Source organism: Paenibacillus nitricinens (assembly GCF_052056485.1).
Classification (GTDB): domain Bacteria; phylum Bacillota; class Bacilli; order Paenibacillales; family Paenibacillaceae; genus Paenibacillus_AQ; species Paenibacillus_AQ nitricinens.
The window spans coordinates 1,363,319-1,389,223 of sequence record NZ_CP183948.1 but is presented as its reverse complement, the minus strand read 5'-3'; the positions used below and the strand labels follow the sequence as shown (position 1 = coordinate 1,389,223).

Genomic DNA, 25,905 nt, shown 5'->3' with positions numbered 1-25,905 from the left:
TGAACAATAAGACTGTGCGCTGGAAATTCTTCAATTTAAAAATCACATTAATTCAACGAATCCAGTCTAATCCTTTATACTCACCGAAACACGAAGTGATCTCTTTTGTTAAAAAACTGCTTTTGGTTTAAAATGAGAACTGTAATCAATTTTGCTGCAACGGAGGAATTCACTATGATTTTTATTGATAACACAGGGATTACTGACGCTTCCATCAATTTGGCGATTGAGGAATATGCGCTGAAACACTTGCCGATGGACGAGAGTTACCTGCTTTTTTATATTAACAGCCCATCTATCATCATCGGTAAACATCAAAATACGATTGAAGAAATCAATCAGGAATATGTTAAAGAGAATGATATTAAGGTTGTGCGGCGTTTGTCTGGCGGTGGAGCAGTCTATCACGATCTCGGAAATCTTAACTTCAGCTTCATTACTAAGGACGACGGCCAATCCTTCCATAATTTCCTGAAATTCACCCAGCCGGTGATCGACTACTTACAAAGCATGGGTGTTAACGCTGAGCTTAGCGGACGAAATGATCTTCAAGTCGGTGAACAAAAAATTTCCGGCAACGCTCAATTCTCCACACGTGGACGCATGTTCAGCCATGGCACACTGATGTTTGATCTCAATTTGGACAATGTACAAGCCTCGCTAAAAGTAAATCCAGAGAAGTTCAAATCGAAGAGCACCAAATCCGTACGTAGTCGCGTAGCCAACATCAAAGAGCTGCTAGGTACAGACATGACCATTGAAGAGTTCCGCTCCGGTCTCCTGCGTTCGATCTTTGGCATGGAGCCATCCGAGGTCCCTCAGTATAAGCTTCAGGAAGCAGACTGGGACAAAATCCACGAAATCTCCAAAGAGCACTACCAGAACTGGGATTGGAACTACGGTCTATCGCCAAAAAGCAATGTCAAACACACACGCAAATTCCCTGCCGGAATTATTGATATTCGTATGGATATTGAGGATTCCCTCATTAAGGACATCAAAATCTATGGTGACTTCTTTGGGGTTGGTGACGTAGTAGATGTTGAAAATGCACTTCGCGGCAAACGTTATAATGAAGCAGAGGTTAGAAAAGCATTAGCTGATCTGGATTTGAAGCATTATTTCGGACGTATTGAGCCGGAGGACTTTATCGGACTGGTTTTCCTAGAAGAATAGCTATACAAAAATAAAGGGGCCTGCTTATCCTATGCGCAATTTGCGTAAAGAATAGACAAGCCCCTCTTTCATATTCATTTTAGTTCAAGGAGAAAGTATAAATACATAGACAACGAACGCTAGAGTCAGCATGATGCAGATGTTCTCTACGGCTCCACCTTTTTTCGTGCCTGTACTCATTAGCTTTAGACGCAGCTTAAAGGGTACTGGCGGCAATGGTGTAATTCCTCTTTGAGTAAGGGAGTCTGCCAGTAGATGAAGTGCGTACGACATACCGCCAGCTATCCACAGACTGCCACCATCATTTATACCCGCTGAGGCAAAATACAATAAGGCGCTCCAGCCCGCAACTCCATACAAGGTATGTGTCAGTCCACGATGAGGAACAAGCGATGAGACTACAAGCACGCACGCTGCAATGTAGTTCCATGGATCATAGGCTTCCCCGAACGCAAAGAGTGCTATGGCAATCAAGATCATGACCAAATGGCGCAGCTTTCGACTGGGAAGGAAAGATACACTTCCGACTAGCAGTGCCAGCACAATATTCCAAGGACGTTCCACGATTCCGGCAAAATAGAGGTAGATCGCCGCGCCTATCAAAGCAATTTGCAGCACTCTTAATAGAAACTCTGGAATCGCTTTGCGCACGAGCAGCGAATTCGGTTCGTCAATATCAGGCAACAAAGAGCTCAATGCTGCGACCGCAATCACTGGAATTGTAATCTCATGTGCCATCAAACTCATTACAGATAGGGTAACCCCAGTGCTGATTATTAAATGGGATCTGCCCATCATGGTGAAACCGCTCCTTTCTAAGATGCGAAAAACAAGAACAAATGTGCGGTTATCGAAGTATATCAAGACCCTGTTTTTTTGTCTAGCCTTATCCCTTAAATCCCTTTAAATATAAGCCTTTGAGCGATTCCTATCTTGTCCTCCCCATGATTATACGATACAATTTGGACAACTTGACCTTGTCGTTCTTACAAGGACGGCATTTGCCGAAGAGAGGATGACCTAAGAAGTGAAGCGTTCCCGTATGGCCGATTTCAGCCTGCTACTTGTGGCGATGATGTGGGGATGCACCTTTCTGATTGTTCAAAATGCTGTCAAAGTGCTCCCTCCACTCGCGTTTAACAGCATCCGCTTTACAGGTGCTGCCCTGTTGCTGGCTCTAATCACTTTTATTTTTTACCGCAAGGAGTGGAAACAGCTAAGTTTCCGCATGGTACGCGATTCTCTGCTGCTAGGCCTTTTTTTGTTTATGGGCTATGGCTTCCAGACCATGGGACTTCTATATACAACCACCTCCAATACCGGGTTTATTACCGGTCTGTCGGTCGTATTGGTTCCGTTTCTCTCTCTGGCGCTACTAAAGCATGCCATTTCACGTTACACTTGGTTCAGCGCGGCGCTTGCCGCAGTAGGTCTTTATCTGCTGACCTTCACCGGCTCTGCTTTGTCCCTGAATAAAGGCGATGCTTTGATCCTGCTCTGCGCCATAGCCTTTGCGCTACAAGTCGCATACACTGGCGTTTATGCACCTCATTATCCGGCGTTGCCGCTGGCAACCTTGCAGCTCGCCTTCGTTGGACTGTTCAGCATAGTCGCTTCGCTTATCTTTGAAGGAGCTTCACCGCTTGCCCACAGCGCAGAGCTTATCAAGGACCCGGACGTTCTCTGGGCACTTTTAATCTCTATTGGTCCTACCAGCGCTTTTGCCTTCTGGATTCAAACCGCCTGCCAGAAGTACACTACGCCTTCCCGGGTAGCCATTATTTATGCCACAGAACCTGTATTCGCTGTTCTGACAGGCTTAGCCTTTGGCGGCGAAACGCTTGGGTTGTCCGCTCTGCTCGGTTGTGGTTGTATTCTGGGAGCTATGCTTATGGCAGAGCTGAGTCCGGAACCGGGTCAGAATCAACATAAGAAGAATTATTTTTCCAAATTACATTTATTTAGAAAGAGATAAGGAGAGAGACAAATGTACAAATTGATCGCAATTGATATTGATGACACTCTAATTAACGATGACAAGGAAGTAACACCCGCTACACAGACTGCGCTTGAAGAGGCTGTAGCCGCTGGCGTTGTTGTAACCCTTGCTACAGGCCGAGCTTATGCTTCTGCGCAAGCCATTGCACGTCAAACTGGACTTAACGTGCCAATCATCACTTACCAAGGCGCACTCGTTAAGAACTTGCTCGATGAAAAGGTACTATATGAGCGTTACGTGCCACAAGATGCGGTACACAAGCTGTTCACTTACTGCGTGGAGCATAATCTGCATTTGCAAACTTACATTGACGACAAGCTGTATGCCCGTGAAGACAACCAGAAGATCAAAGATTATACAGACCTGAACAAAACGCCATATTATATTGAACCAGATTGGGAAAAACTTGTCCCACAAAAAACACCAAAAATGCTGATTATCGACGATCCTGCATTTTTGGATGAGCTGGCTCCAATTCTACGTGAATTGCTCGGCGATTCCGTGCATATTACCAAATCCAAACCACAATTCCTAGAAATCATGCATCATGAAGGAACCAAGGGAATTGCGCTTGAATTCCTAGCCAATCATTTTGGTTGTGATCTCTCCGAGACTATGGCTATGGGTGACTCTTGGAACGACCATGAGATGCTTGAGGCTGCTGGTCTTGGCGTTGCTATGGCGAACGCTATTCCTGCGCTGAAAGAAATTGCTGATTTCATAACCCTAAGCAACAATGAAGATGGCGTAAAATACGCGATTGATAAATTCATTCTCAATAAAGTGAATTAAATCGGCTGAACTTAATAGTTTTATATACGTTAAACTTAAGATTTTTCTATTCAGGTAAGTGCGAGACTGCGGGGAATGTTTGGACTTCCGGCCACTGTTGTCACCAGATTTCCCCTCCTTCACTTTTCCCTTTTTAGAATATTTTAAAGTTCAACTTATATAGAGTTAATGTTCAATCTATATACATTCACTTTCTTAAGAAAAAGGGTGCTGTAACGTCATGATATATGACGTTGCAACACCCTTTTGTTATTTCAGCAAGCTCGGTACTCCTGTAGATGCAAGCTCCAATGACTCTTGCTCACCCTCCCCAGCCTCTTCCTCTTCCAGCTGAGAATAGTACAAATCATGATATCTTCCTTCTGCCGCAAGTAGCTCCTGGTGGGTACCACTCTCTACAATTTCACTGTTCTCCATCACTAGAATGACATCAGCGTTCTGAATCGTTGATAGACGGTGAGCGATAACGAGTGTGGTTTTGTCTCCCATTAATTTACGAATCGCTTGCTGCACCAGCTTCTCCGATTCATTATCAAGCGCAGCAGTAGCTTCATCCAGCAACAAAATTGGAGAGTTCCTAAGAATCGCTCTCGCAATCGATAGTCGCTGGCGTTGTCCACCGGACAGGCGCGAGCCTTCCTCACCAATATCTGTATCGAGACCCTCCGGTAACTCCATTACAAAATCATAAGCGTTCGCTTGCCGCAAAGCTTCCAGAATTTCATGCTCATCTGCATCTGGATTTCCATTTCGGATATTATCACGGATACTTCCTGTATAAAGCCCTGACTCTTGCGGCACATAAGAGAAGTGGCTCCTAAGTTTAGCTAAACTCATCTCGCTTGTCTTCTCATTATTTATAAATACATCACCCTCATCAGGTTCATACAACCCAAGGAGTACCTTAAAAAGCGTAGATTTCCCTCCACCGCTCGGTCCCACAATTGCCATTTGAGCCCCTTTTTGAAGCTCTAAGCTGATTTTGTACAAACTACGTCTCTCCGCTCCCGGATAAGAGAAGGATACCGAGGACATGACCATACGCTCAAATTCAGGCTGCTTCGTAGCTGCTTCGGGTAAAGCCTCCACTTCTACAGGGCTATCCAACACTTCAAAGATCCGTCCCGCCGCCCCAAGTGATTGCTGCATCGAATTGATCAGTCCTGGCAATGCCGAGAACGGCATCACTAAATAATTCATGAGCTGGATGAAAGCAATCATCGCACCGACCTCAAGGGATCCTTTTGCCACAAAATAACCAGCCACGACCAGCGCCAGAAGAAACGTAAAGTTTCCCAGAAAAGAGGAGAATGAGCCAGTAGCTCCTTCAATTCTTCCCCGTTTTAATTCTTCGGAAGTGATATTCTCACTATGTTCCTGATATTGCTTCATTAGTCTGCGTTCAATGTTAAAGGATTTAAACACCATACTACTGCCTAGAATGTCATGCAAAAAGGAAGTAATCTTGCTCATATTAGTCTGAATCTTCACACTGTTCTCACGCATCGCTGAACCAAAAATTTTTCCCGTAAGGAACATCAAAGGCCCCATTGCAAAACAGATTAATGCCAGTAGCCAGTTAATATAGAGCAAATAACCAAAAGCCGCGAGAGCAAGCAAAGGGTTACGGATTAAATCAATCATTACCTCGCCGGTAGCATTACCCACAGATTGATTATCATTAGTAAAGCGGGACAACAAATCTCCGGAGTGATTACGGTCAAAATAAGACTGAGGAAGAGCTAAAGCATGTCGCATCATATCTAGCCGCAGTTCATTTCTGATCTTGGCTGAAATTTTATTTTTGAGATATCGATCGATGTAACCGTTGATTGCACTCACTAATAAGTAGATTAATCCGAATATAACCAGACCCTTAAAAGCTTTCACATCAAGTCTAACCGCCGCATCCGTAATTACTGATAGCAGCCAAGCAATCGTTAAATCCAGAACAATACCAAATAAAGTCGTAAATAATAAAACCGTATATAAGAGCTTGTGCCTTAACATGTATGTACTTAATCTTGAGAAAACACCTTTCTGCTTCAAACTACCAACCCTCTCCCAAAATCCGCATATATAACTAATTACACTTTAAAAAATCCAGTCTGGCCTTTTCAGCTATATCACATTCATACTGGCTCCATCCCCCCACAAAGGGGCGCGAATAAGCAGACGCTCGGTTTCAAAGCTCTCTGAAAATTCAATCAGAATCGGATCAACAGGATTATTCATCAGGTATTTCCCTTCCTATCGTTGTTAATTATTCTATATTTGTAAATATAAGTCGGTTATCTTTTCTGATTATAAAGCATATACCTGTTTCTGAATACAGAATGAAATAGAAATCACAAAAGGGACATCCACAGGCTGGATTTGCCCGAATGATGTCCCCGTTATATCATAGAAAAATCACAGCTGAAGCCATATCGTAGAGGTTTCTAGTCAAATCGCATATATATTGTTGCTGTCTTTTTCATGTATACTAGAACCAGTTTGATTATCTTAACAAAAATAGAGGAGTAACTTCACAACATGATCAAAAGACTTACTGCACTATTTTCAATTCCCTCTTACGCCTTACTCTTTTTATGTATGTTACTGCAGGGAATGGGGATTTCACTCAGCGCACCCTTCTTATCCATTTATTTCACGGAACAGCTTGGCGTATCTGTCGGATTGTTTGGTATTTTTCTAGCCACCACGTTAATTGCCGGAATATGGATCAGTACGCTAATCGGGAGACGCTCGGACCTTGGTTTGAATCGAAAGCACATTTACCTTGTTGCCACGCTCTGTAATGCGCTGGCTTATAGCGGGTACTTGCTCATTCAGGATTTCACGATCTTGTTCATCTACATGATTGTGTTCACCGCCCTCGGTGCACCAGGGATGCCTCAATTGTTCGCCATTGCTAGAGAAGCAGTGAATAAGAGCAATTTTACGGATACTGCGTTTGCTAATTCTACCTTGCGTTCTGCTTTCTCTCTCGGCTTTATTACAGGTCCTTTAATCGGCACCCTGCTAATCGCTGCTGTTGGGTTTAAGGGGATTTTCACGGGTACGATCGGAGTATTCCTACTTGTTGCCTTACTCGTTTTCTTATTTCTCAAATCAAATACAGAGCTGAGCAGCAACAAGGCTGAAGTAAAAGTGAATTCTTTCCGGCTCAGTCAGAACCGCAATATTCTGTTGCCTTTTCTGATTCTGATACTCATGTATGTAGCTCACTGGACGAGCAGCATCAATACGGCCCTCTTTATCACAAACAATCTGGGGGGATCAACAAGTGATGTCGGTCTAGTCAGCAGTATATGTGCTGCGCTGGAAATTCCATTTATGATTATGCTCGGTCTACTCAGTGCGAAGTACAGCAACCGAGCCTTGATGATGTGCGGGGCCATTTTAGGAGGAGCATATTATCTCGTTGTCATTTTCTCAGGATCGATGTGGCAGATGCTTGCAGCCCAAGTTCTACTCGCCGTTTTCGTAGCTGTTATTTCAGCGATTGGCATTAGCTACATCCAGGATCTGCTGCCAACCATGCCTGGGTATGCATCCACGCTTTACTCTAATTCATCCACAATTGGCAGACTGATTGGTAGTCTTGTTGGCGGGGGATTAGCCAGTATTGTTGGTTACCGGTATTCATTTGTACTCTGTTTTATACTCATCAGTATTTCCTTAATCATGCTTGCAGTAAGCGGACGTCACCCTTTAAATGAACCAGAACAATTAACTGTTTAATCCGTTTATTTCTACTTGCCCATTCTCTTCTAAAGTGAAGAGAATGGGCTTTTGTTTATTGGAATTCTCATACCTGTCTGGGCTAGAGTAACGTTCTCCGGTAAAATATATGCTTCTCTCATATCTACATCATGCGACATATGGGTGTAAACTGCCTTTTTAGGCTTCACGATTTGCAGCAGCTCTGCTGCCTCGGTCATGTCGTACACAGAGCGAGTGGATAGCTCCGCCGCTTCGTAATAGAAGCTTGTACCTAGAACCAGCAAATCGGCACCATGCATCAGGCGTGTCTCCTCAGCCCCTAAAGAAATGGAATCAGGACAATACACCCATGTATAATCATCCTTCTCTAGCCGAAAGGCATACGAATAACCATTCTTACCATGGTTTACTTTCCAGGTATCTATCTTCCAGCCGTCCAGTTCTATTCCTTCATCACAGGGAATCATCTCGATGTGATTTCGCAGCCAAGGGTATTGCCGTTCGATAATAGGAATAACTTCTGCTGCAGTATACAGTTCACCCTTAATGCCAGTCCATCGGCAAGCATCTGCCCATTCCGGCAGCCCGCCAATATGATCAAAGTGAGCATGTGTCACCAGCAGTCTTCGCATATACCGTACTCCCTGCGCCTCCATCTGACGTCGCCAGTCTGGCCCGCAATCAATCACTAGAAAGTCACTGCCATTATCTATAAGTACAGAGGAACGCAGCCTTGTATTGCTCCCATGCTCCCTTGCTTCTGTGCAGGTCTCGCAGCTGCAATATATCCGTGGAACACCCATGGCATCCCCAGTACCCAAAAATACTAACGTATCCATAATCTATCTCTCCTTCAGTTCCCATCAAGGAAGTCTTAAATTATCATATGTCTATCTTAAAGATGCTCACCAAAATATCCCCACAAAGTGGAGCTTTGCTTCGATGCGTACTCAGGTACTTTGCGGGGGTCCCAAATATATACTCTCGTCAAAAAAGTCATCCCTTAAGCAGGAGCCCTGCTAGGATGACTCTATTTTTACACGTCTACCTATATTCCGGCAAGTACCTGATACCAAATCCCCCGCTTGGAATAAAGCGTGCTTCGCACCTCATCCCAGCCCCCTAAATAATTGATATCGAAGAGACCCGCTGGATCCGGGTAGCGGCTTTTGTTCTCCGCATAGACCTGTTTATCTACGGGACGAAAGCCATATTTTGCAAAGATCTCTTGTGCCTGTGGGGTCACCAAGAATTCAACTAATGCTTCTGCTGCCGCGCGTGTCCCATGCTTATCCGCATACTTCTCTACGACAGCCGCTGGGTTCTCAATCAGCATTGTATTTTTAGGAATAATCACTTCATATTTAACACCCTGAGCAATCCGGGCCAGCAGTTCATTCTCATAGGTGACAATGACATCACCCACTCCATACTCGAAGGCAGCCATAGATGCACGTCCGCTCTTATCCAGTGACTCCACATTGGCATGTACACTTTCTAAAAAAGCTTTCGCTGCTGCTGGATCCTTAGTGCCCTCTTGCTCCTCTGACAGCTTCAGACCAGCCCCATAGATCGCGTTAATATCCCACTGCGCACCACCGGATGTTTTGGGATTTGGGTATAACACTTTAATCCCTGGCTTGGCTAAGTCCGCAAAATCGTGAATTCCTTTGGGGTTTCCCTCACGGGTACCAAGTGCGACTACCGAACGTGTCACCATGCCTTGTTCCCCCTGCTCTTTCCACGTTGGCGCTACGAGTCCAGCCTTAACCAGCTTCTCGACATCACCTTCCATGGCTAGCAGTGTAACATCCGCTTCGAACCCGCCTACGATTGCACGTGCCTGTGTTCCTGAAGCTTCATAGGACTGTTGAAAATGAATCTCCTGTCCAGTATCCGCCTTCCACTGCGCTGCAAATAACGGCAAAATATCTTCCATCGCATCCTTAGCCACACTGTATGCGCCAACGACTAGCGTAACATCCCCTTGCTTCGAAGGATCTGCCATCGTCGTAATCGCCTTCTCATTCCCGCAACCGACTGCTGCCAGCGTGAGTATGGCCAGCATTAGGGCAGCAAAACATCCGTGCAGTTGTCTGCTCCTTTTGAAATTCATTGCGGCCCACATCCTTCGAGATAATGATTTTAAATATTTCCTTGAAAGTAGCTCTATGGCTGAATCTGAAAATCAAGTAACTACCGCTCGGTATTTTGCCGTAATTACGTGGAATGTTTGGACTTCCGGCCGCTGTTGTTCCCAGATTTATTGATTTTATATCCTCAGCGGATTAAATCCGGAAACAAAGGCGGTCGCTCCGCTCCTACAGTTCCAAACTTCCACTCCATTACTTCATACCTTCACATCAGTTCCTCTAATCCTTCCTCATCACATTCGCTACTTTTCAAAAAAATTGAAAATCATTATATTTATTTACATTTTAAATAAATATCGGCATCGGATCTTCTTTCAGGTTGTTCTCCTGGATCCAGCTTCGCTCATCATTAAACAGGTAAGCGCGGTGCACAAGGACTGAGATACCCTGTCCCGGCTGCAAGGTTTCTTTCTCCAAAGAACGGTAAGTAACCAGCTTATGACCATTAACTTCAACCTCAACGAGCCATTCGCTTCCACGGAAATGCAGATGCTTTACGACGCCTTTTTCCGTAGCTGAAGCCATCTTGAACTCATGCAGGTTACCAACTTCAATATACTCAGGACGAATAAGTGCTTTGGTAGGCTTGCCGTCTCCAGCGCCTTTAAAGCCTTTCACCTCAGAAGCATCTTCAATCAGTGTCGACTCCCCGATAAAAGTTGCCACGAACGGTGTTTTAGGCTCCTTATAAATATCCCAAGGTGTACCCTTTTGCTCCAACTGCCCTTGGTTGATGATCATAATCTCGTCCGCAACTTCAATCGCTTCGTCTTGGTCATGCGTTACGAAGATGGAAGTGATGCCAACACGCTCAATCAGCTCACGCAGCCAAGCGCGCAGCTCCTGCCGGATCTTCGCATCAATAGCTGCAAACGGCTCATCTAAGAGCAGTAGCTGTGGTTCAGGCGCAAGTGCACGGGCAAAGGCCACACGTTGACGTTGCCCACCAGATAGCTGATGCGGATAACGCTTCTCGAAGCCCTTTAACCCCGTAAGCTCCACCAGTTCCATAACACGGTCACGAATGGCAGTTTTGCTGGCCTTTTTAACTTTTAATCCAAAAGCAATATTATCAAAAACAGTCATATGCTTAAATAATGCGTAGTTCTGAAAGACAAAGCCGATCCCGCGCTCTTGAGGAGGAAGATTATTAACCGTCTGACCATGAAAAATAATCTCGCCATTATCCGGTGTCTCCAGCCCTGCGAGCATACGAAGAATCGAGGTTTTACCGCCACCACTCGGGCCAAGCAGTCCGATCAGATGACCTTTTGTAATGGTGAAATCGACGTCCTTGACCGCATGAAAATCTCCAAAATGCTTATTTAATCCCCGCACTTCAACATGCATATTACTGCACTTCCTTTCTTCTCTTGGTCCATTCCATCAATAACAGTAGACCTGCGGAAAATGCAGCCAGAACTAGCGCTATTCCTCCAGCAGCCGTTACATTAAAATTCTCAACATCCTGATAGACTAGCGTCGTCGCCGTCTGGGTTTTGTTCATAATGTTACCCGAGACCACGAGCACCGCCCCGAACTCACCTAGTGAACGAGCCACCGTAAGGATGACTCCGTACACAACCGCCCAACGAATCGAAGGCCAAGTCACCTTCCAAAATATTGTCCAGCTACGAGCGCCCAGTGTAGAAGCAGCTTCTTCCTGCTGTGAACCAATCTCCTGAAGCACCGGCATTACCTCACGCACCATTAAAGGAAAGGTTACGAACAAGGTGGCGATGATCATTCCAGGAATGGCATAGACGATCTTCAGCCCAATCCCTTCAAAAATCGCACCCAAGGTGCTATCCGGACCCAGCAACAGGACAATCATCAGCCCGCCAATAACAGGGGACACAGCATAAGGCAAATCAACAACACTGTTAAGCAAGCCCTTTAGACGTCTATTTATCCAGTTCGCCCGGACAAGATACAGCGCCATCATAATTCCGAACAACGTATTTAATAACGTAACTACGATCACAACAAGCCCAGTCATCATAAGCGCATGCAGCGCTTCAGGCCTAGTCAGGGCATTCCAGAAACCACCAAATCCTTCACTAAAAGCACCTATAGCCATTTTCCCTAGTGGCGCAGCGATTAGCAGAAAAAACACCATGTAAGTGAGACCGATCCACAATTTTCTCATGAGCGTCTCCCCCGCATCTGCAGCATATTAATGAGCCAAAGAATGAGAAAAGATAAGGTCAAGAGAATGACAGAAACCGCTGCTGCGGAAACTGGATTATCACTTTCAACTTCACCAAAAATAAAAACAGAAGATACGAGTGTACGACCTGGAATATTGCCTGCTACGAGGACTACAGCGCCGAATTCAGCAAGTGCCCGCGAGAAGGCGAGCATTCCACCGCTGATCATCCCAGGAGCCATAGAGGGGAGAATAACATGCCAGAAGACTCTAGTTCCCTTGGCACCCATTGTATATGCCGCTTCCTCCTCGGAAGGATCAAGTTCCTCCAGCAAGGGCTGAACCGCTCGAATCACGAAAGGAAAGGTTACGAAGACCATAGCAATTACGATAGCCGGTTGATGAAAAACTATTTCAAAACCAAGCGCTTCTGCAGCCTTGCCGATAAGACTACCAGGTCCAAGCAAGAGTAAAATCATCAAACCACCAACTGCCGTCGGCAGTGCAAATGGTAAATCCACAAGACTATTAAGCAATGCTTTACCAATGAATTGATAACGAATAAGAACCCAGGCAATCATTGTTCCTAAAAAGACATTAATTAAAGTAGCGATGATCGCCAGCTTTAAGGTTAACAGCACCGACTTCCAGGCAATCGGGTCGCTTATGCTTTCCACAAAATTACCGAAACCCAGTGAAAAAGAGTTGTAATAGACCCCAAGTATAGGCAGCACGATCAATACAACAAAATAGAGCAAAATTGTAGTTCGAAAACCCCAAGTCCAACCTTTGTGTCTAAGCAGCGAATTCAATGATTTTGCCCTCCCACCTCCGGATAACCGGTCGGTATACTAACCAACGTCTCCATTAATTATTCCTATTTATATACTTGGTTTTATAATATTACTACTTTACCAAATCCTTCTCGTTGTCGTCAATTACTTTCAAGTGAATTTGGGGTAAAATATATATAACACAGATTAGGAAAAAGTGGCACATCACAGGAAGGGGAATGATTATGCTGCATACACTGGAGATTACTACAACGAAACGGGATGAATTACGGGATATTACGCGTGAAGTCATTTCTTTTGTGAAAAAAAACGGGGTGCGTAGCGGGGTGATCGTAGTTTATTGTCCACATACCACCGCAGGAATTGCAATCAATGAGAATGCAGATCCTGATGTGAGGCATGATGTTCTGATGCGTTTGGATGAAGTCTACCCTTGGGAGCATCCGAACTATCGACATGCTGAAGGCAATACTGCCTCCCACCTTAAGTCTATTACATCCGGACCTTCCCAGAGCATAATCATCCATGATGGCGAACTATTACTTGGTCGTTGGCAGGGTATTTATTTTTGTGAGTTTGATGGACCAAGACGTAGACAATGTTTCTTAAAGATTATTGAAGGATAACAATGAATGGCCGCTTCCGTTATTGCTACGGAGCGGCCATTAAAATATAACTAGAATCAAATATTACTTTGACCAAGCAGAGAAGTAGTGTTATACCAATGCACAGCTTTAAAGTGTAAACTTATAAAAAAAACAGCATGTTAAAGGCTGCGACATAAAACCTTGATATGAGCTGATGCTGCCTCTTTTACATCCTCAAACAATACTTTATCTTGGATATAATAAGATATAAATCCGTGAGCGGATAAGAACAAGGTTAGCGGAACGTTCTGCCAATCCTCGGATACATATCCCTCTTCCTTCATATGACGGCGTACAATACTTGAGAATAAATCAAAACATCGTCCCTGCTCTGCTCTACAATAAGCCAGCAGCTCTTCATCACGAATCATGAACATAATTTCATACTGATAAGGATGATCTAATCCAAACCTTATAAACTCCATAATCAGCTGCTCTACTCGAGTCATGCCTTCTTCAGGTGGCTTATTCATTACTTGGCTCAGCAAAGCAGCCACATGATTAAAATCTTCGACAACAATGGCGTAGAACAACTCTGCCTTCTCTTTGAAATGATAATAGAGAGAGCCGTGGCTGTATCCCAAATGCTGACCGATGCTTCGCATTGAAATCGCTCGATACCCTTTGGTAATAAACAGATGCCTAGCGGCCTCTAGTATTCTTTCCCTCGACAACTCCTGCTCCACTGCTCTCCTTGCCATATACCTAATCCCCTTCGCTGTAGTAAATCCGCCGCCCTTCTGTTACGAAGGCTTGCCCTTGGGTTAGATCTGTTATCCATGCCATAAATGCGTCTCCCTCATCATTTCGCGGTAAACATAACAACGTTACTTTATCGGTGAATAAAGTCTCGCCGGTCTGAATACCCCTTCCCCGAAGTTCGTTCTCAACCTTGCCTAGCCAAGTGTAATCAATTTCTACGAATACCTCTCGTCTTAGCACACGGGTGATTACTTCTCCTGCTTCAAGCGCAAGCACTGCCCCATCCGTATAAGCTCTAATCAGCCCTCCGGCACCCAGCATAATGCCTCCGAAATAACGGGTAACAACAATTGCGACATTTTTAACTCCCTGGTTGCGAATTACTTCCAAAATCGGTTTGCCGGCTGTTCCACTCGGCTCCCCGTCGTCCGATTGCCTCTGGATTTCGTCTCTCTCCCCAATCACATAAGCAGAACAGTTATGCGTTGCGTCCCGATGTTTCTTCTTGATGTCTTCGATAAACAACAATGCTTCTTCTTCATTCTCAACCGGCATAACATGACCAATGAAGCGAGATTTGCGGATTACGACTTCCTTGGAACCGGAAGAGCGCACCGTTCGATATTGTTCTAACATAATTATTCCAGTCCTTATATACATATGATGTCTTCATATAATGTCAGGAGCAGCCCCCGGTATTGGATTACCTATGGACTGCTCCTGGTGACTTACACTAGTATGAATGGTCTCTAAAATACTGCTGCAATACTATTCAGTAAGTCTTGCTTCCAGCTCTGCCTTTTCTTTTTCGTAACCCGGTTTGCCAAGTAGCGCAAACATATTCTTCTTGTATGCTTCAACGCCTGGTTGGTCGAATGGGTTAACACCGAGCAGGTAACCGCTGATGCCGCAAGCTTTTTCAAAGAAGTAAACCAAATAACCAAATGTGTATGGTGTTTGATCAGGAATAGTAACGATAAGGTTAGGTACTTGACCATCTGTATGCGCAAGCATCGTACCTTGGAAAGCCTTCTTATTTACGAAATCCATAGTCTTTCCTGTTAAGAAGTTCAAACCATCCAGATCATCCGGATCGTTCTCAATGGTCACATGATGAGCCACTTGATCTACTTGGATTACCGTTTCAAAAATATTACGGTTACCTTCTTGGATAAATTGACCCATGGAGTGTAGATCCGTAGAGAAATCAACGGAAGAAGGATAAATTCCTTTAAAATCCTTACCTTCACTCTCGCCAAACAATTGTTTCCACCACTCCGATACAAAGTGTAAGGAAGGCTCATAGTTAACGAGGATTTCAGTTGTCTTACCTTTGCGATACAGCGCATTACGAACTGCAGCATATTGATAAGCTTGGTTAGTAGCTACATCTGGATTATTGAACTCATCCGCAGCAGCAGCAGCACCTTGCATCATCTCTTCAATGTTAATACCTGCTACAGCGATTGGAAGCAAGCCTACAGGTGTCAATACGGAGTAACGTCCGCCTACATCGTCTGGAATGATGAAGGATTCATAACCTTCTTCAGTAGCCAATTTCTTAAGGGCACCTTTTTCTTTGTCTGTAGTAGCGTAAATACGTTTGCGAGCTTCTTCTTTACCATATTTCTTCTCCAGAGCTGCGCGGAAAATGCGGAAAGCAATGGCTGGCTCAGTCGTAGTTCCTGATTTGGAGATTACGTTCACGGAGAAGTCTTTGCCTTCTACTAAATCAAGCAAATGCGTGATGTATGTAGAACTGATGTTATTACCAGCGAAATAAACTTCTGGAGTTTTGCGCTTATCTTTAGAAAGGTTATTGTAAAAAGAATGCGAGAGCGCTTCAATCGCTGCACGTGCTCCCAGATAAGAACCACCAATACCAATTACAATCAGTACTTCGGAATCGCTCTGGATCTTCTTTGCGGCTTGCTGAATGCGTGCGAATTCTTCCTTATCATAAGCTGATGGAAGATCAATCCATCCAAGATAGTCGGAACCTACACCAGTCTTATTATGCAACTGTTCGTGCGCTAACTTAACTGGAGCGGCAAGGTTGTCAATTTCTTGTTGGTTAAAGAAAGAAAGGGCTTTGGTGTAGTCAAAATTAATCTTCTTAGACATCGGTAATGGAAACCTCCTGTTTATCTCTTTAAATTTGAAACCGCTTGTTACAACTTTATAATTAGGATACTTTAATTTGCCTTGACTGGCAAGGTCTTAGGGCACATCCCGGGCTTTAGAACCAAGTTTTCGAAAGTTTCATGGAAGCGTTTCCCGCATCATTAGGCAAGGCTGAGCTGTGGTGCTGGCCTAAGTGCCGTGATAGAATGAAGAAAACGGAAGGTGGCTATATAAATGAAACAAATCGGTTTTATCGGACTTGGAACAATGGGAGCGCCAATGGCTTCCAACTTGCTTCGTGGCGGCTTTCAGGTGACAGTGTACAACCGTACGGCAGCTAAATGTAAACCTCTTGAAGCAGAAGGTGCTCTGACCGCTCTTACGCCACGTGCTGCCACTGAAGGTAAGGATGTTATTATTACCATGATCAGTAATGATGATTCGGTTCGTGAAGTGTTTTATGGTCAGGATGGTATTCTAGATGCGCTTAAGCCAGGCGGCTTAATTATTGATTCTAGCACAATTTCTCCAGGACTAGTTCACGAAATTGCCACTGCTGTAGAAGCCCGGGGCGGACATTTCCTTGACGCTCCAGTGACTGGAAGCAAGCCGGCAGCTATTGAAGGAACCTTGGTGTTCATGGTTGGCGGCAGTGCTGAAGTCATAGAACAGCATCGCGATATCTTCGATACTTTGGGTAAAAAGCTGATACATATGGGTGAGAACGGCAGTGGTGCTGTAGCCAAGCTGGCTCATAATGCTATGGTCGGAATTCATAATGTTGCCCTGGCTGAAGGGTTCGCTATCGCTGTAAAATCAGGTGTTCCAGCTGACAAGTTCCTTGAACTAGTGCAGCTTGGTTCTGCGGGTAGCAAACAAGCAGAGCTTAAAGGCCGTAAAATCATAGAAAATGATTTCAGCAATCAGTTCTCCCTTGCATTAATGTTAAAGGATTTGAAGTTAGCCTCCGCCCACAGCGATTTCACAGGCGTCCCTTCTCCAATGCTGGGACTAGCCAAAAGTATGTTCCAAGCCGGGTTTACCCAAGGCTATGGCGACGAAGACCTCTCCGCTGTAGTGAAATGCTATGAAGAGTGGATCGGACAAAAAATGGGTTCTACTGTATCCGATAAATAAATTCAAAAACTAAAACCTACTCTAGTTAGAAACATTTACGACCGCTTCACACATGACTATTCAAATGTGTGAGGCGGTCTTTCTATATGGGAATTTTGTTTGTTAATGGAAATATGCTAGAGTAACTTTTGCAGCAACAAGCCACAGCCATTGCTATCGGTCACAGCTGACTCTGCATCGCCACTAAAAATCAAAAAGCAGCGGTTCTCCATTAACAGGAGAATCGCTGCGTTGCTGTCTTTATGATTTTCAAAACACTTATAGAACCGGGTAAGAACAGCAATAATCAGTTACTTCAAATACTTCCAACGCAAATTTTGAGTTGCCAGGGACATTGAACGTTGCCGCTCCCTTAATCTCCTGCCAACCCTCAGTGCCGGGAAGCAGCACTTTAAGATCGCCGGACAGAATCTCCATAATTTCAGGACCATCCGTACCAAATTCATATACACCAGGCAACATGATACCAAGCGTCACCTTAGTTCCATCCTGCAAGATTACCGTACGGCTGGTTACTTGTCCGCCATAATATACATTGGCTGCTTTTTCAATCGTTGCGTTGTTAAACTGACTCATTACTTGTTCTCCCCCTAATGATTATTCAGTTAATTACAGAAGTGCTTTCACACGGCTAACTACATTCTCAACAGTAAAGCCGTATTCTTTCATTACTCTGTCTCCAGGTGCGGAAGCTCCGAAAGTAGTGATGCCGAGGATATCGCCTTGGTCACCAGTGTAACGTTCCCAGCCAAAGGTTTGTGCCATTTCGATTGCAAGACGAGCCTTAACTCCTGGAAGAATAACGGAATCACGGTATTCTTTATCTTGTTTTTCGAACAGATCCCAGCTTGGCAAGCTGATTACACGAACATCGATACCTTCTTCAGCCAAAGCAGCTTGTGCTTTAACAGCCAGCTGTACTTCAGAACCAGTAGCGATCAGTTGTGCTTGTGGAGTGCCATTCTTGGAATCAGAGACAACATAACCACCACGTTTGATGTTTTCACGAACGCCATCAACTGTTCCAGCAAGAATTGGCAAGTTTTGACGAGTCAGAACCAAAGCGACCGGATTGTCTTTGTTTTCCATAGCATAAGCCCATGCTGCTGAAGTTTCGTTAGCATCAGCCGGACGAATAACAGTCAGACCTGGGATGATACGCAGGGAAGCCAATTGTTCGATTGGTTCATGCGTAGGACCATCTTCACCAACTGCAATACTGTCATGTGTCAGTACATAGGTTACTGGCAATTTCATGATCGAAGCCAAACGAATGGCTGGACGCAGGTAGTCTGTGAACACGAAGAATGTTCCTCCGAATACTTTAAGACCCGTGTGCAGTGCAATACCGTTCATGGCAGCAGCCATACCAAACTCACGTACGCCGAAGTAGATGTTGCGGCCATCATAAGATTCTGGTGTGAACGATGTCAAACCATTCAAATGCGTCATAGTGGAGCTTTCCAAGTCAGCAGAACCGCCCACAAGCTGTGGAACACCAGCAGTCAGACCATTAAGTGCACTACCGGAAGCTACACGAGTAGATACTGCTTTATCTTCAGTAGTGTAAGTTGGAAGGTTAGCATCCCAGCCTTCTGGAAGATCGCCGTTGATTACTGTTTCAAATTGTACAGCAAGCTCTGGATATGCTTTTTTGTAAGCCGAAAATTTGTCATCCCAAGCTTTGTTAGCTGCGATTCCGTTTTTCTTCACTTCTGCAAAATGAGCACGAACTTCGTCAGGTACATAGAAATCTTCTTCGTATACCCATTTGTAGAAATCTTTGGTAAGCTTAGCTTCTTCTGCTCCAAGTGGGGAACCGTGAGTACCGCCATGGCCGCCTTTACCTTGTTTGTTAGGGCTACCATAACCAATAACAGTTTTCACTTCGATCAATGTCGGTTTGCTAGTCTCAGCTTGAGCTTCAGCAATCGCTTTGGCGATAGCAGGAAGATCATTTCCGTCTTCAACGCGAAGTACTTGCCAGCCATAAGCATCAAAACGTTGAGCCACGTTCTCGGAGAACGAAAGGTTCAATTTACCATCAAGGGAAATATCATTTGAATCATACAATACAACCAATTTGCCCAGTTTCAAATGACCAGCGAGTGAAGCGGACTCGGAAGAGATCCCTTCCATCAGGTCACCATCACCACAAATGGCGTAAGTATAGTGGTCAATCACTTTATGTTCATCTTTGTTGTAAGTAGCACTGAGTTGCGCTTCAGCCATAGCCATACCAACAGCCATACCAATACCTTGTCCAAGTGGACCTGTTGTAGCATCAACACCAGCGGTATGCCCCACTTCCGGGTGACCTGGAGTCAAGCTGCCCCATTGACGGAAATTTTTCAATTCTTCCATAGGAAGATCATAACCACTAAGGTGCAACAAGCTGTATAGAAGCATAGAACCATGTCCTGCGGACAATACAAAACGGTCACGGTTTACCCATGTCGGATGATCAGGGTTGTGTTTCATTGTTTTTGCAAACAATTGGTAGCCCATTGGTGCAGAACCCATTGGCATACCTGGATGGCCGGAGTTTGCTTTTTCAATGGCGTCAATCGCCAAAGTACGAATCGTTGTAATGGACAGGTTATCTACAGTTGAGTTTTCTTCCTTTTGAATCGCTTGTTCTTGTTCACTCATTTAATAGTTCCTCCTCTGAAATCTCAAGAATGTCATTTTGACTCTTATTGTATCATTAGTGTGGAAGCAATTCCAATTGTTTTTAAAAACTCTTTATTTGAACAGCTTATCTTTTGCAATATCGACGTATTTATATACACACATGAACTATGAGACAAGCCAGAATTGCACTAGTCTATGGTCTAGTTTTTAATTACGACTAAAGATTGTTTTACAATGCTCAAATATACAGTAAGATGGAGTTAGTTAAGCATAGTTTTCATGCATTACCCAACATTTCCTAGTGGAAAGGAATTTTGAACATGAGTTCGAATAAGGACATCTTTATTGTGCTTACCGGTACAGGTACGGCCTTTAGTGGTTTTATAAAGTGGTTTACAAAAGCCGATCTGAATCATGCTTCGATCGCCTTTGACTGTGAACTGCGGGAGGTATACAGCTTCGGAAGAAAAAAAATGCACAATCCATTTGTGGCAGGACTAATCCAGGAGAACTTTATCGACCCTTTTTATAACAGTGCTAATTGTTCCATCTATCAGTTGCGTGTTAGCGCTGAGGAATACGATACGATGTACAATCACGTCCAAGGGATGATGCAAAATCAGGAGCGTTATAAATACCATCTTTTAGGATTAATAGGTGTGCTTCTAAATATTAAAATCGATAGAGAAAATGCTTATTTTTGTTCCCATTTCGTTGCCTCTTTATTTGAAGAAACTGCAGTTCAGCCTGTGAATAAGCCTTCCTGCTTCGTTACACCGGAAGATTTCGCTCTTTCACTCTGTGCACATAAGATTTTTACTGGCAAGCTATCGTATTATTTACGTAGAGCTCAGAGAGCCTCTGCCCGTGCATCTTCTTTACCATTACATAATACTTCGGTTGCCGCACGAATGATGCGAATAAATGAAGACCGGACTGAAGGGGTCGTATAAAAGGCTCAATGCTTGTTAAAAAGGACTAAGCGGATTGTAATTCCGCTTAGTCCTTTTTAACCATCAAATAACGAATTCAACCATGTACTGACTGCACATGAGTTCATAACCGATCGATTGATATAGAGAAATTGCACCTGTATTCTCTTCAAGGACATTCAAATAAACGTTGGAGGTAACCCTTCTCCCCGCTCGGGTGAGCTCTGCGCAGATCTTTTTTCCGTAGCCTTGCCTTCTCCATCTTACATCCGTGCCGATGTTCCCCAATTCAACGTAATCCTCGCTATAAATATGGTATCCACCTACCGCAATCAGCTCATGTTGTTCCATCACACCATAGAACGGATACTGCAATTCTTCTTTTGAAAAAGCCATTGTTTCTAAATCGGCCATTTTCGACTCAATAAGCTCAAAATAAGAAGGACCCAAAGGTAAAACGCTTTTATCCACCGGCGGTAACGCTTCTTGATGGATATGCTTCATTAGAAGCAGCTTTTTGGGAGACTTAACAAGCTCAAGCTGTGAATCAAGTACAACCATAACTTCTTCATTAACGATTGCGCTACCGACAGCATTGTCAGGTAAATTCAGTTGTTCTTTCATAAATGAAAGCACGGACCGGAGACAAAAAGACTTCTCCACAGGGAATACGGAAAAAGCATAGAATGGGAGCCCCCTTAAAAAGGCCAATACGCCGAGCAGCTCCCCCTGTTCAGTAAAATGTCCATAATGTACCGAATTATGCTTACGAGCTGTAAGGTATGAATAGTATAAAAAATGTTGTTCCCTATTTATCAAACTCAAGATTGATTTCATTTCCGCTGGTGTTAACTCTCGAATCATATCTCCTACCCCTATCAATGTTTGATACAATGCTTCAACATTAACATGATCCTGTGAAGTCACGCAAAAAAGAAATGGGATAGGTGATATAGGCCCTACTCTACTTTATTCGATGACTTTGGAAATACTCCGCCCAATCTGATGATATAACAACGGTAACTGTATCCGTTTTGGTGTTGTACGCATTCTGAGCCGTAAAGGTAAAAGTAACAGGACCATCGGGTAGCTTTTCAAAAGAGCTATCGTACATTTCACCTGTCCAGAAGGTTTTATCGTCGTTAGTTGGGCTGAGCTGCGTAGTAAACCCTCCGTTCATAGTCACTTGTACAGTATCTGGGAGACCTGTTGCTGTACCTTGCAGAACAAAACGTTCACCTGCCCAAAATACATTGTATCCTCTTGGACTCTCCTCATTGCCGCTCTTTTTCAGATTATAACCTTTACGGTTGTTGTTCCACTCTTCAGTGTGCTTCACTCCACCTTTTATACTTAATAGATTAACCATGAAATATTTACGTGCAGAAACATTGCCCCAGCTGAACCCGTCAAAAACTTCAACCTCGACTGCATACTTCTCGTTTTCGATCAGTGAACCAACTGGAATCTGCCATTGCTTAGCGCTTGATACTTGCTCACCAGATTGTACCTTGATTACACCTGTGGCCAAGTTAATAATTCGCACCTTATAACGTTGCTGAAGATCTCCGTCTTCATCTTGATAATCCCATTTAATGATCGGGGTAAGTGTGCTTGCGATTGTCGGGTTAGATGGATCAACACTGGTTGGGTACGTTATTGTAGTCATCGGTATCCGGTTGACTACTGTAATGTTCTGCGAAAGCTCACGTTGCAGACCCAATGAATCTGTAACGATTTGTCTAAAGGTAAAGACACCATGACCACTAAACTGCTTCGTGAAGTCCTTTTGAGTGCTCGCTAGGGCTTCTGTTCCACTTGATGGTTTTAAGAAATACTTGTGGCTTATTGTATCTCCTTTTGGTTCGTCCAAATCAGAGGCGGCACTCTTAATGTTCAGAACATCCGTCCGGTAAATCGGTACCTTAGTCGCATCTTTACCAGTATCTGTGATCAGAGTGAATCCCGGCTTAGGTGCGTTATCGATGATGAATGTTTTTTCATTTGATATTTCTGACCAAGATAATTTTGAAAAGGCTCGTCCATAGACGGTAAAATATTCGAAGCGTTCAAATGTGTTGTTTGTTATTTGATATTGTCTGAGTAGTCCGCTGCTATTCGGATTTTCAACACTCTTAACCAAGAGATCATCCTTCGAATAAAACTCTAGTCTATACTTTTCCTGTGGATCGTTTTCAGGATCTGTATATGTCCACTTAATGAGTGGATCTCCTTGTAACTCCGCATCTATTACTGATGGATTAGTTGCGGTTCCTGCAGGAGTTGTGAGAGTTAAGGTTGGAGGCAGATTCTTAGCTACATTTACCTTCAGAGTAGCTATGTTGGACTTATCACCAATCTGGTCCACAACCCAATGTTCTAATATGTAGATCCCAGACTCAGGAAAATCAATCTTGATATTAGGAGTTCGGTACATTTCAGTTGCACCATCACTATCTGTAACTTTCCAGTAATACTGCAAACTACTGATATCAGATGGATCATCATCAGAATCCACCCCATAGTATGTTATAGTATCAAACTGATAAACACTGCTTGGTCCATTAATTCCTGCTGTTGGAATATGGTTTTTAACAGTAAACATACGTGTAGCATAAGAAGTCAATGCTGAAACATTCGAGCTTACTGGTATATCTGTAACATTAAGTCGCATTTCCCATCCATCTGATATCGCTTGTTGTGGTGAAACCCCACTCCTTGCAATTAAATCCCTGATTGTCATGGATTGATTACGATTGCTACCCGCATAATAATAAGGGCTGTTATTAAGTCTAGCGTACCATGCGTAAGACAGCGAATCTCCATCTTCATCTGGATCTGGTGTCGTATTTTGCATCGTAATGAGCGTATCTCGATATACTTCAATTGGCATATTAAAAGCGGCTGCTGGTGGGTGATTCATGACTTGTACGCTTTGACTATACCATTCCGACCACAAACCACGATTATCATGTACTTGTAGATTTATTTGATAATTTCCTGGTCCAAACGCGGCGATATTCGGCGGTGTTGTCGCTCCACCCCAATGCTCCCATACTTTATTCCATCCATCTTTAATTACTGTCCAATAATAAATATCCAACGGATCATTATCCGGATCAAATGATTTATCTATAATCGTCGTGGCCTTACGGTAGGAAACAATATTAGGCTCAACTGTGAATAGCGCTACAGGAGGTAGATTTGCAGCTGCTCCTACTGTCCTCTGGCACCAATCACTCCATATGCCTAACCCATTTTCACCATCCATGTCCCTTACTCTTAGCCGAATATCGTATTGATCATTACTTGGCAACGGATTAGGCGGCTGGCCATCATTCCATATCGAAGCTTCTGTTTTCTTATACTGCCATTGTCTATCCACAAGCCCTTTATTGGCAGCAGTAATGTGATCTAGATCGTAAGAGCTATCAGAGATTTGAATATATCCTCCCATCAACTTCGCACTGAATAAAGCTATCGGCTTTCGATGCACATGAAAAGTCATAGAGGATAAATTATCCCGGCTCCATTTCCGGTAAACATCAAATCGGTCATCATTTTTGGGATTATCTCGACCCTGAAAGGTCGCAATATATACCCCACTATAGGGGAATGAAGAATAAGTAGATGTTCTCCATAATCCTGAATCTCCAATAATCCCCATAGAGTTATCATAGAAATAAGGATTATGATCATATCTGAAACGTTCTGTGGATTTCGAATCTCCTTCAGAATCAAAATATTTGGTTCTCGTTTCAACAGGGGTATTGATAAGGATAAATGACTTATTCCTCATCTGCTGTTTGACATTTATAGTTAAATTCTTTGATTGTTTCATTCCTGAAGGATCAGATGCTGTAATTATCATATTGTAAGACCCAGGTGATAAAGCATCATCAATCGCATCTATTGGGATGTAAAATGGTTTTGACGATTGCGCCTTATATACTGCAGTCTTCTTATAAAATACGTTAGGAATCTCTGCAGTAACCGTCACATCTTCGTTATCCGGATCACTTACATATCCTTCAATATTGATACCACTCAGTCCAGGCGCATTTACTAGCGTTATACCATTCGGTGTCCCTACCGAAATAGAAGGAGGATGGTTAGGAATCAATTTAGCAACCTCAGTCATGTAGGGCGTATAACCTCCAGGTTCATAATTGGCTTGGTAGGGCCCCTCTGACGGACCCAAATCCGTTCTATACCATCCTGAGAATGCAAGGAATCTTATTCGAAAAAGTTCGGGAGGGTTTGAATTATCATCATCAGCTGGGTTAAACATATTGTGCCCTTGTGTGAAGATATTAGGATAAGTAGTCTTCATGGCGCTTCTTATAGTAGAAAGGTCAAAATCTAGATTAATCTCTCTTCCGGTATGTGCAAGGCCAATATTATAGAGCGTTCCATAGTCAGTGCTCCAGTTCTGAGTTTGACCCCAAAAATAATTTCCGGCCGAACATGTCCATGTTTGATCCAACCCGTATAATCGGTTTTTTTCGCGTTCATACCCCGCCTCAGTGTACGCAGAACCACACATATCTATTGTTAGTTTCTGATTCCATAAATGAGACTGCCCTGGCGGAGTATTGTTGTTCCAGTTGATATCAATATTCATAGGAGCTACGCCAGGTGCTATATCATAATATAATTGTTTAGTTATCTTGTTATAAGAAATGTTTGTCACTTTAATTGCTGGGAAACGGATATTAATTGTATTGGGTTGTGCATGTGTTGCAAACCCACTATTAAAAGTAATATCCCTGTAGTTAATAATGTTATCATCATCAGCAGCCTGAGCTGTCGTACTTATTCCTACCCTCTCTGATAATGGTTGAGGTAAGATTGGCAATATTGTAAAAATTAATAAGAAATATAAAATGAAGCTTATCCTGAATTTTTGTTTCACAAGACTATCCTCCGTTCTTCAC

21 protein-coding genes are annotated in these 25,905 nt (G+C 43.6%); 7 read left to right on the top strand and 14 right to left on the bottom strand.

Going from position 1 to position 25,905, the window contains the following annotated elements; all coding sequences use genetic code 11:
- Positions 1-174 precede the first annotated feature (174 nt).
- Complete coding sequence (locus ACN6KS_RS06215; protein ID WP_094870639.1) at positions 175-1,176, top strand: lipoate--protein ligase; 1,002 nt, start codon at positions 175-177, stop codon at positions 1,174-1,176.
- 84 nt (positions 1,177-1,260) lie between these two features.
- On the opposite strand, the gene ACN6KS_RS06210 is transcribed toward ACN6KS_RS06215, so the two are convergent.
- Positions 1,261-1,974 carry a metal-dependent hydrolase gene (locus ACN6KS_RS06210; RefSeq protein ID WP_094870640.1) on the bottom strand — a complete coding sequence of 238 codons (714 nt, stop codon included), beginning with the start codon at positions 1,972-1,974 and terminating at the stop codon, positions 1,261-1,263.
- A gap of 229 nt (positions 1,975-2,203) precedes the next feature.
- On the opposite strand from ACN6KS_RS06210, the gene ACN6KS_RS06205 reads away from it, so the two are divergent.
- Positions 2,204-3,151: a DMT family transporter gene (locus ACN6KS_RS06205; protein WP_094870641.1), complete on the top strand. Its 948-nt coding sequence runs from the start codon at positions 2,204-2,206 to the stop codon at positions 3,149-3,151.
- 12 nt (positions 3,152-3,163) lie between these two features.
- On the top strand, positions 3,164-3,967 hold the full coding sequence (locus tag ACN6KS_RS06200) for a Cof-type HAD-IIB family hydrolase (protein ID WP_060624902.1): 804 nt from the start codon (positions 3,164-3,166) through the stop codon (positions 3,965-3,967).
- Between the two features lie 249 nt (positions 3,968-4,216).
- Here ACN6KS_RS06200 and ACN6KS_RS06195 read toward each other — a convergent pair whose 3' ends face one another.
- Positions 4,217-6,016, bottom strand: a complete 1,800-nt coding sequence (locus ACN6KS_RS06195; RefSeq protein ID WP_440961595.1) for an ABC transporter ATP-binding protein — start codon at positions 6,014-6,016, stop codon at positions 4,217-4,219.
- A 486-nt stretch (positions 6,017-6,502) separates the two neighbouring features.
- Here ACN6KS_RS06195 and ACN6KS_RS06190 point away from each other — a divergent pair, with 486 nt between their 5' ends.
- Entirely contained in the window at positions 6,503-7,714 is a 1,212-nt protein-coding gene (locus ACN6KS_RS06190; protein ID WP_280788744.1) for a sugar efflux transporter, read from the top strand.
- Positions 7,715-7,743: 29 nt separating this feature from the next.
- On the opposite strand, the gene ACN6KS_RS06185 is transcribed toward ACN6KS_RS06190, so the two are convergent.
- The 5 genes from ACN6KS_RS06185 to cysT form a co-directional block, all read right to left on the bottom strand.
- A complete protein-coding gene (locus tag ACN6KS_RS06185; protein ID WP_440961594.1) occupies positions 7,744-8,535 on the bottom strand; it encodes an MBL fold metallo-hydrolase in 792 nt (263 codons plus the stop codon).
- A 209-nt stretch (positions 8,536-8,744) separates the two neighbouring features.
- Positions 8,745-9,812: a sulfate ABC transporter substrate-binding protein gene (locus ACN6KS_RS06180; RefSeq protein WP_440961593.1), complete on the bottom strand. Its 1,068-nt coding sequence runs from the start codon at positions 9,810-9,812 to the stop codon at positions 8,745-8,747.
- A 322-nt stretch (positions 9,813-10,134) separates the two neighbouring features.
- Positions 10,135-11,199 (bottom strand): sulfate/molybdate ABC transporter ATP-binding protein, encoded by a 1,065-nt coding sequence (locus ACN6KS_RS06175; protein ID WP_440961592.1) that lies wholly within the window; start codon positions 11,197-11,199, stop codon positions 10,135-10,137.
- 1 nt (position 11,200) lies between these two features.
- Positions 11,201-11,998, bottom strand: coding sequence for a sulfate ABC transporter permease subunit (locus ACN6KS_RS06170; RefSeq protein WP_440961591.1), 798 nt, complete (start codon positions 11,996-11,998; stop codon positions 11,201-11,203).
- A complete protein-coding gene (cysT, locus tag ACN6KS_RS06165; RefSeq protein ID WP_042185592.1) occupies positions 11,995-12,810 on the bottom strand; it encodes a sulfate ABC transporter permease subunit CysT in 816 nt (271 codons plus the stop codon). The genes ACN6KS_RS06170 and cysT overlap by 4 nt, the downstream gene beginning before the upstream one ends.
- Positions 12,811-13,016: 206 nt before the next feature.
- On the opposite strand from cysT, the gene ACN6KS_RS06160 reads away from it, so the two are divergent.
- Positions 13,017-13,418 carry a secondary thiamine-phosphate synthase enzyme YjbQ gene (locus tag ACN6KS_RS06160; protein WP_094870646.1) on the top strand — a complete coding sequence of 134 codons (402 nt, stop codon included), beginning with the start codon at positions 13,017-13,019 and terminating at the stop codon, positions 13,416-13,418.
- A gap of 140 nt (positions 13,419-13,558) precedes the next feature.
- Here the strand turns inward: ACN6KS_RS06160 and ACN6KS_RS06155 are convergent, their stop codons facing one another.
- From ACN6KS_RS06155 to ACN6KS_RS06145, 3 genes are all read right to left on the bottom strand, one after another.
- Positions 13,559-14,140 (bottom strand): TetR/AcrR family transcriptional regulator, encoded by a 582-nt coding sequence (locus ACN6KS_RS06155; RefSeq protein ID WP_094870647.1) that lies wholly within the window; start codon positions 14,138-14,140, stop codon positions 13,559-13,561.
- Between the two features lie 4 nt (positions 14,141-14,144).
- Positions 14,145-14,777 carry a YigZ family protein gene (locus ACN6KS_RS06150; protein ID WP_440961590.1) on the bottom strand — a complete coding sequence of 211 codons (633 nt, stop codon included), beginning with the start codon at positions 14,775-14,777 and terminating at the stop codon, positions 14,145-14,147.
- 132 nt (positions 14,778-14,909) lie between these two features.
- On the bottom strand, positions 14,910-16,265 hold the full coding sequence (locus tag ACN6KS_RS06145) for a glucose-6-phosphate isomerase (RefSeq protein ID WP_042124930.1): 1,356 nt from the start codon (positions 16,263-16,265) through the stop codon (positions 14,910-14,912).
- Between the two features lie 234 nt (positions 16,266-16,499).
- On the opposite strand from ACN6KS_RS06145, the gene ACN6KS_RS06140 reads away from it, so the two are divergent.
- On the top strand, positions 16,500-17,402 hold the full coding sequence (locus ACN6KS_RS06140; RefSeq protein WP_440961589.1) for an NAD(P)-dependent oxidoreductase: 903 nt from the start codon (positions 16,500-16,502) through the stop codon (positions 17,400-17,402).
- Between the two features lie 258 nt (positions 17,403-17,660).
- On the opposite strand, the gene ACN6KS_RS06135 is transcribed toward ACN6KS_RS06140, so the two are convergent.
- Together ACN6KS_RS06135 and tkt are read right to left on the bottom strand one after the other, a co-directional pair.
- Complete coding sequence (locus ACN6KS_RS06135; protein ID WP_094870650.1) at positions 17,661-17,978, bottom strand: pyrimidine/purine nucleoside phosphorylase; 318 nt, start codon at positions 17,976-17,978, stop codon at positions 17,661-17,663.
- Between the two features lie 33 nt (positions 17,979-18,011).
- Positions 18,012-20,054, bottom strand: a complete 2,043-nt coding sequence (gene tkt / locus ACN6KS_RS06130) for a transketolase (RefSeq protein ID WP_440961588.1) — start codon at positions 20,052-20,054, stop codon at positions 18,012-18,014.
- A 302-nt stretch (positions 20,055-20,356) separates the two neighbouring features.
- Here tkt and ACN6KS_RS06125 point away from each other — a divergent pair, with 302 nt between their 5' ends.
- Complete coding sequence (locus ACN6KS_RS06125; RefSeq protein WP_179281616.1) at positions 20,357-20,989, top strand: hypothetical protein; 633 nt, start codon at positions 20,357-20,359, stop codon at positions 20,987-20,989.
- A gap of 63 nt (positions 20,990-21,052) precedes the next feature.
- On the opposite strand, the gene ACN6KS_RS06120 is transcribed toward ACN6KS_RS06125, so the two are convergent.
- Entirely contained in the window at positions 21,053-21,832 is a 780-nt protein-coding gene (locus ACN6KS_RS06120) for a GNAT family N-acetyltransferase (RefSeq protein ID WP_440961587.1), read from the bottom strand.
- A 100-nt stretch (positions 21,833-21,932) separates the two neighbouring features.
- The gene (locus ACN6KS_RS06115) at positions 21,933-25,883 is read right to left on the bottom strand and encodes a hypothetical protein (RefSeq protein ID WP_440961586.1); all 3,951 of its coding nucleotides are present in this window, start codon (positions 25,881-25,883) and stop codon (positions 21,933-21,935) included.
- Positions 25,884-25,905: the final 22 nt, after the last annotated feature.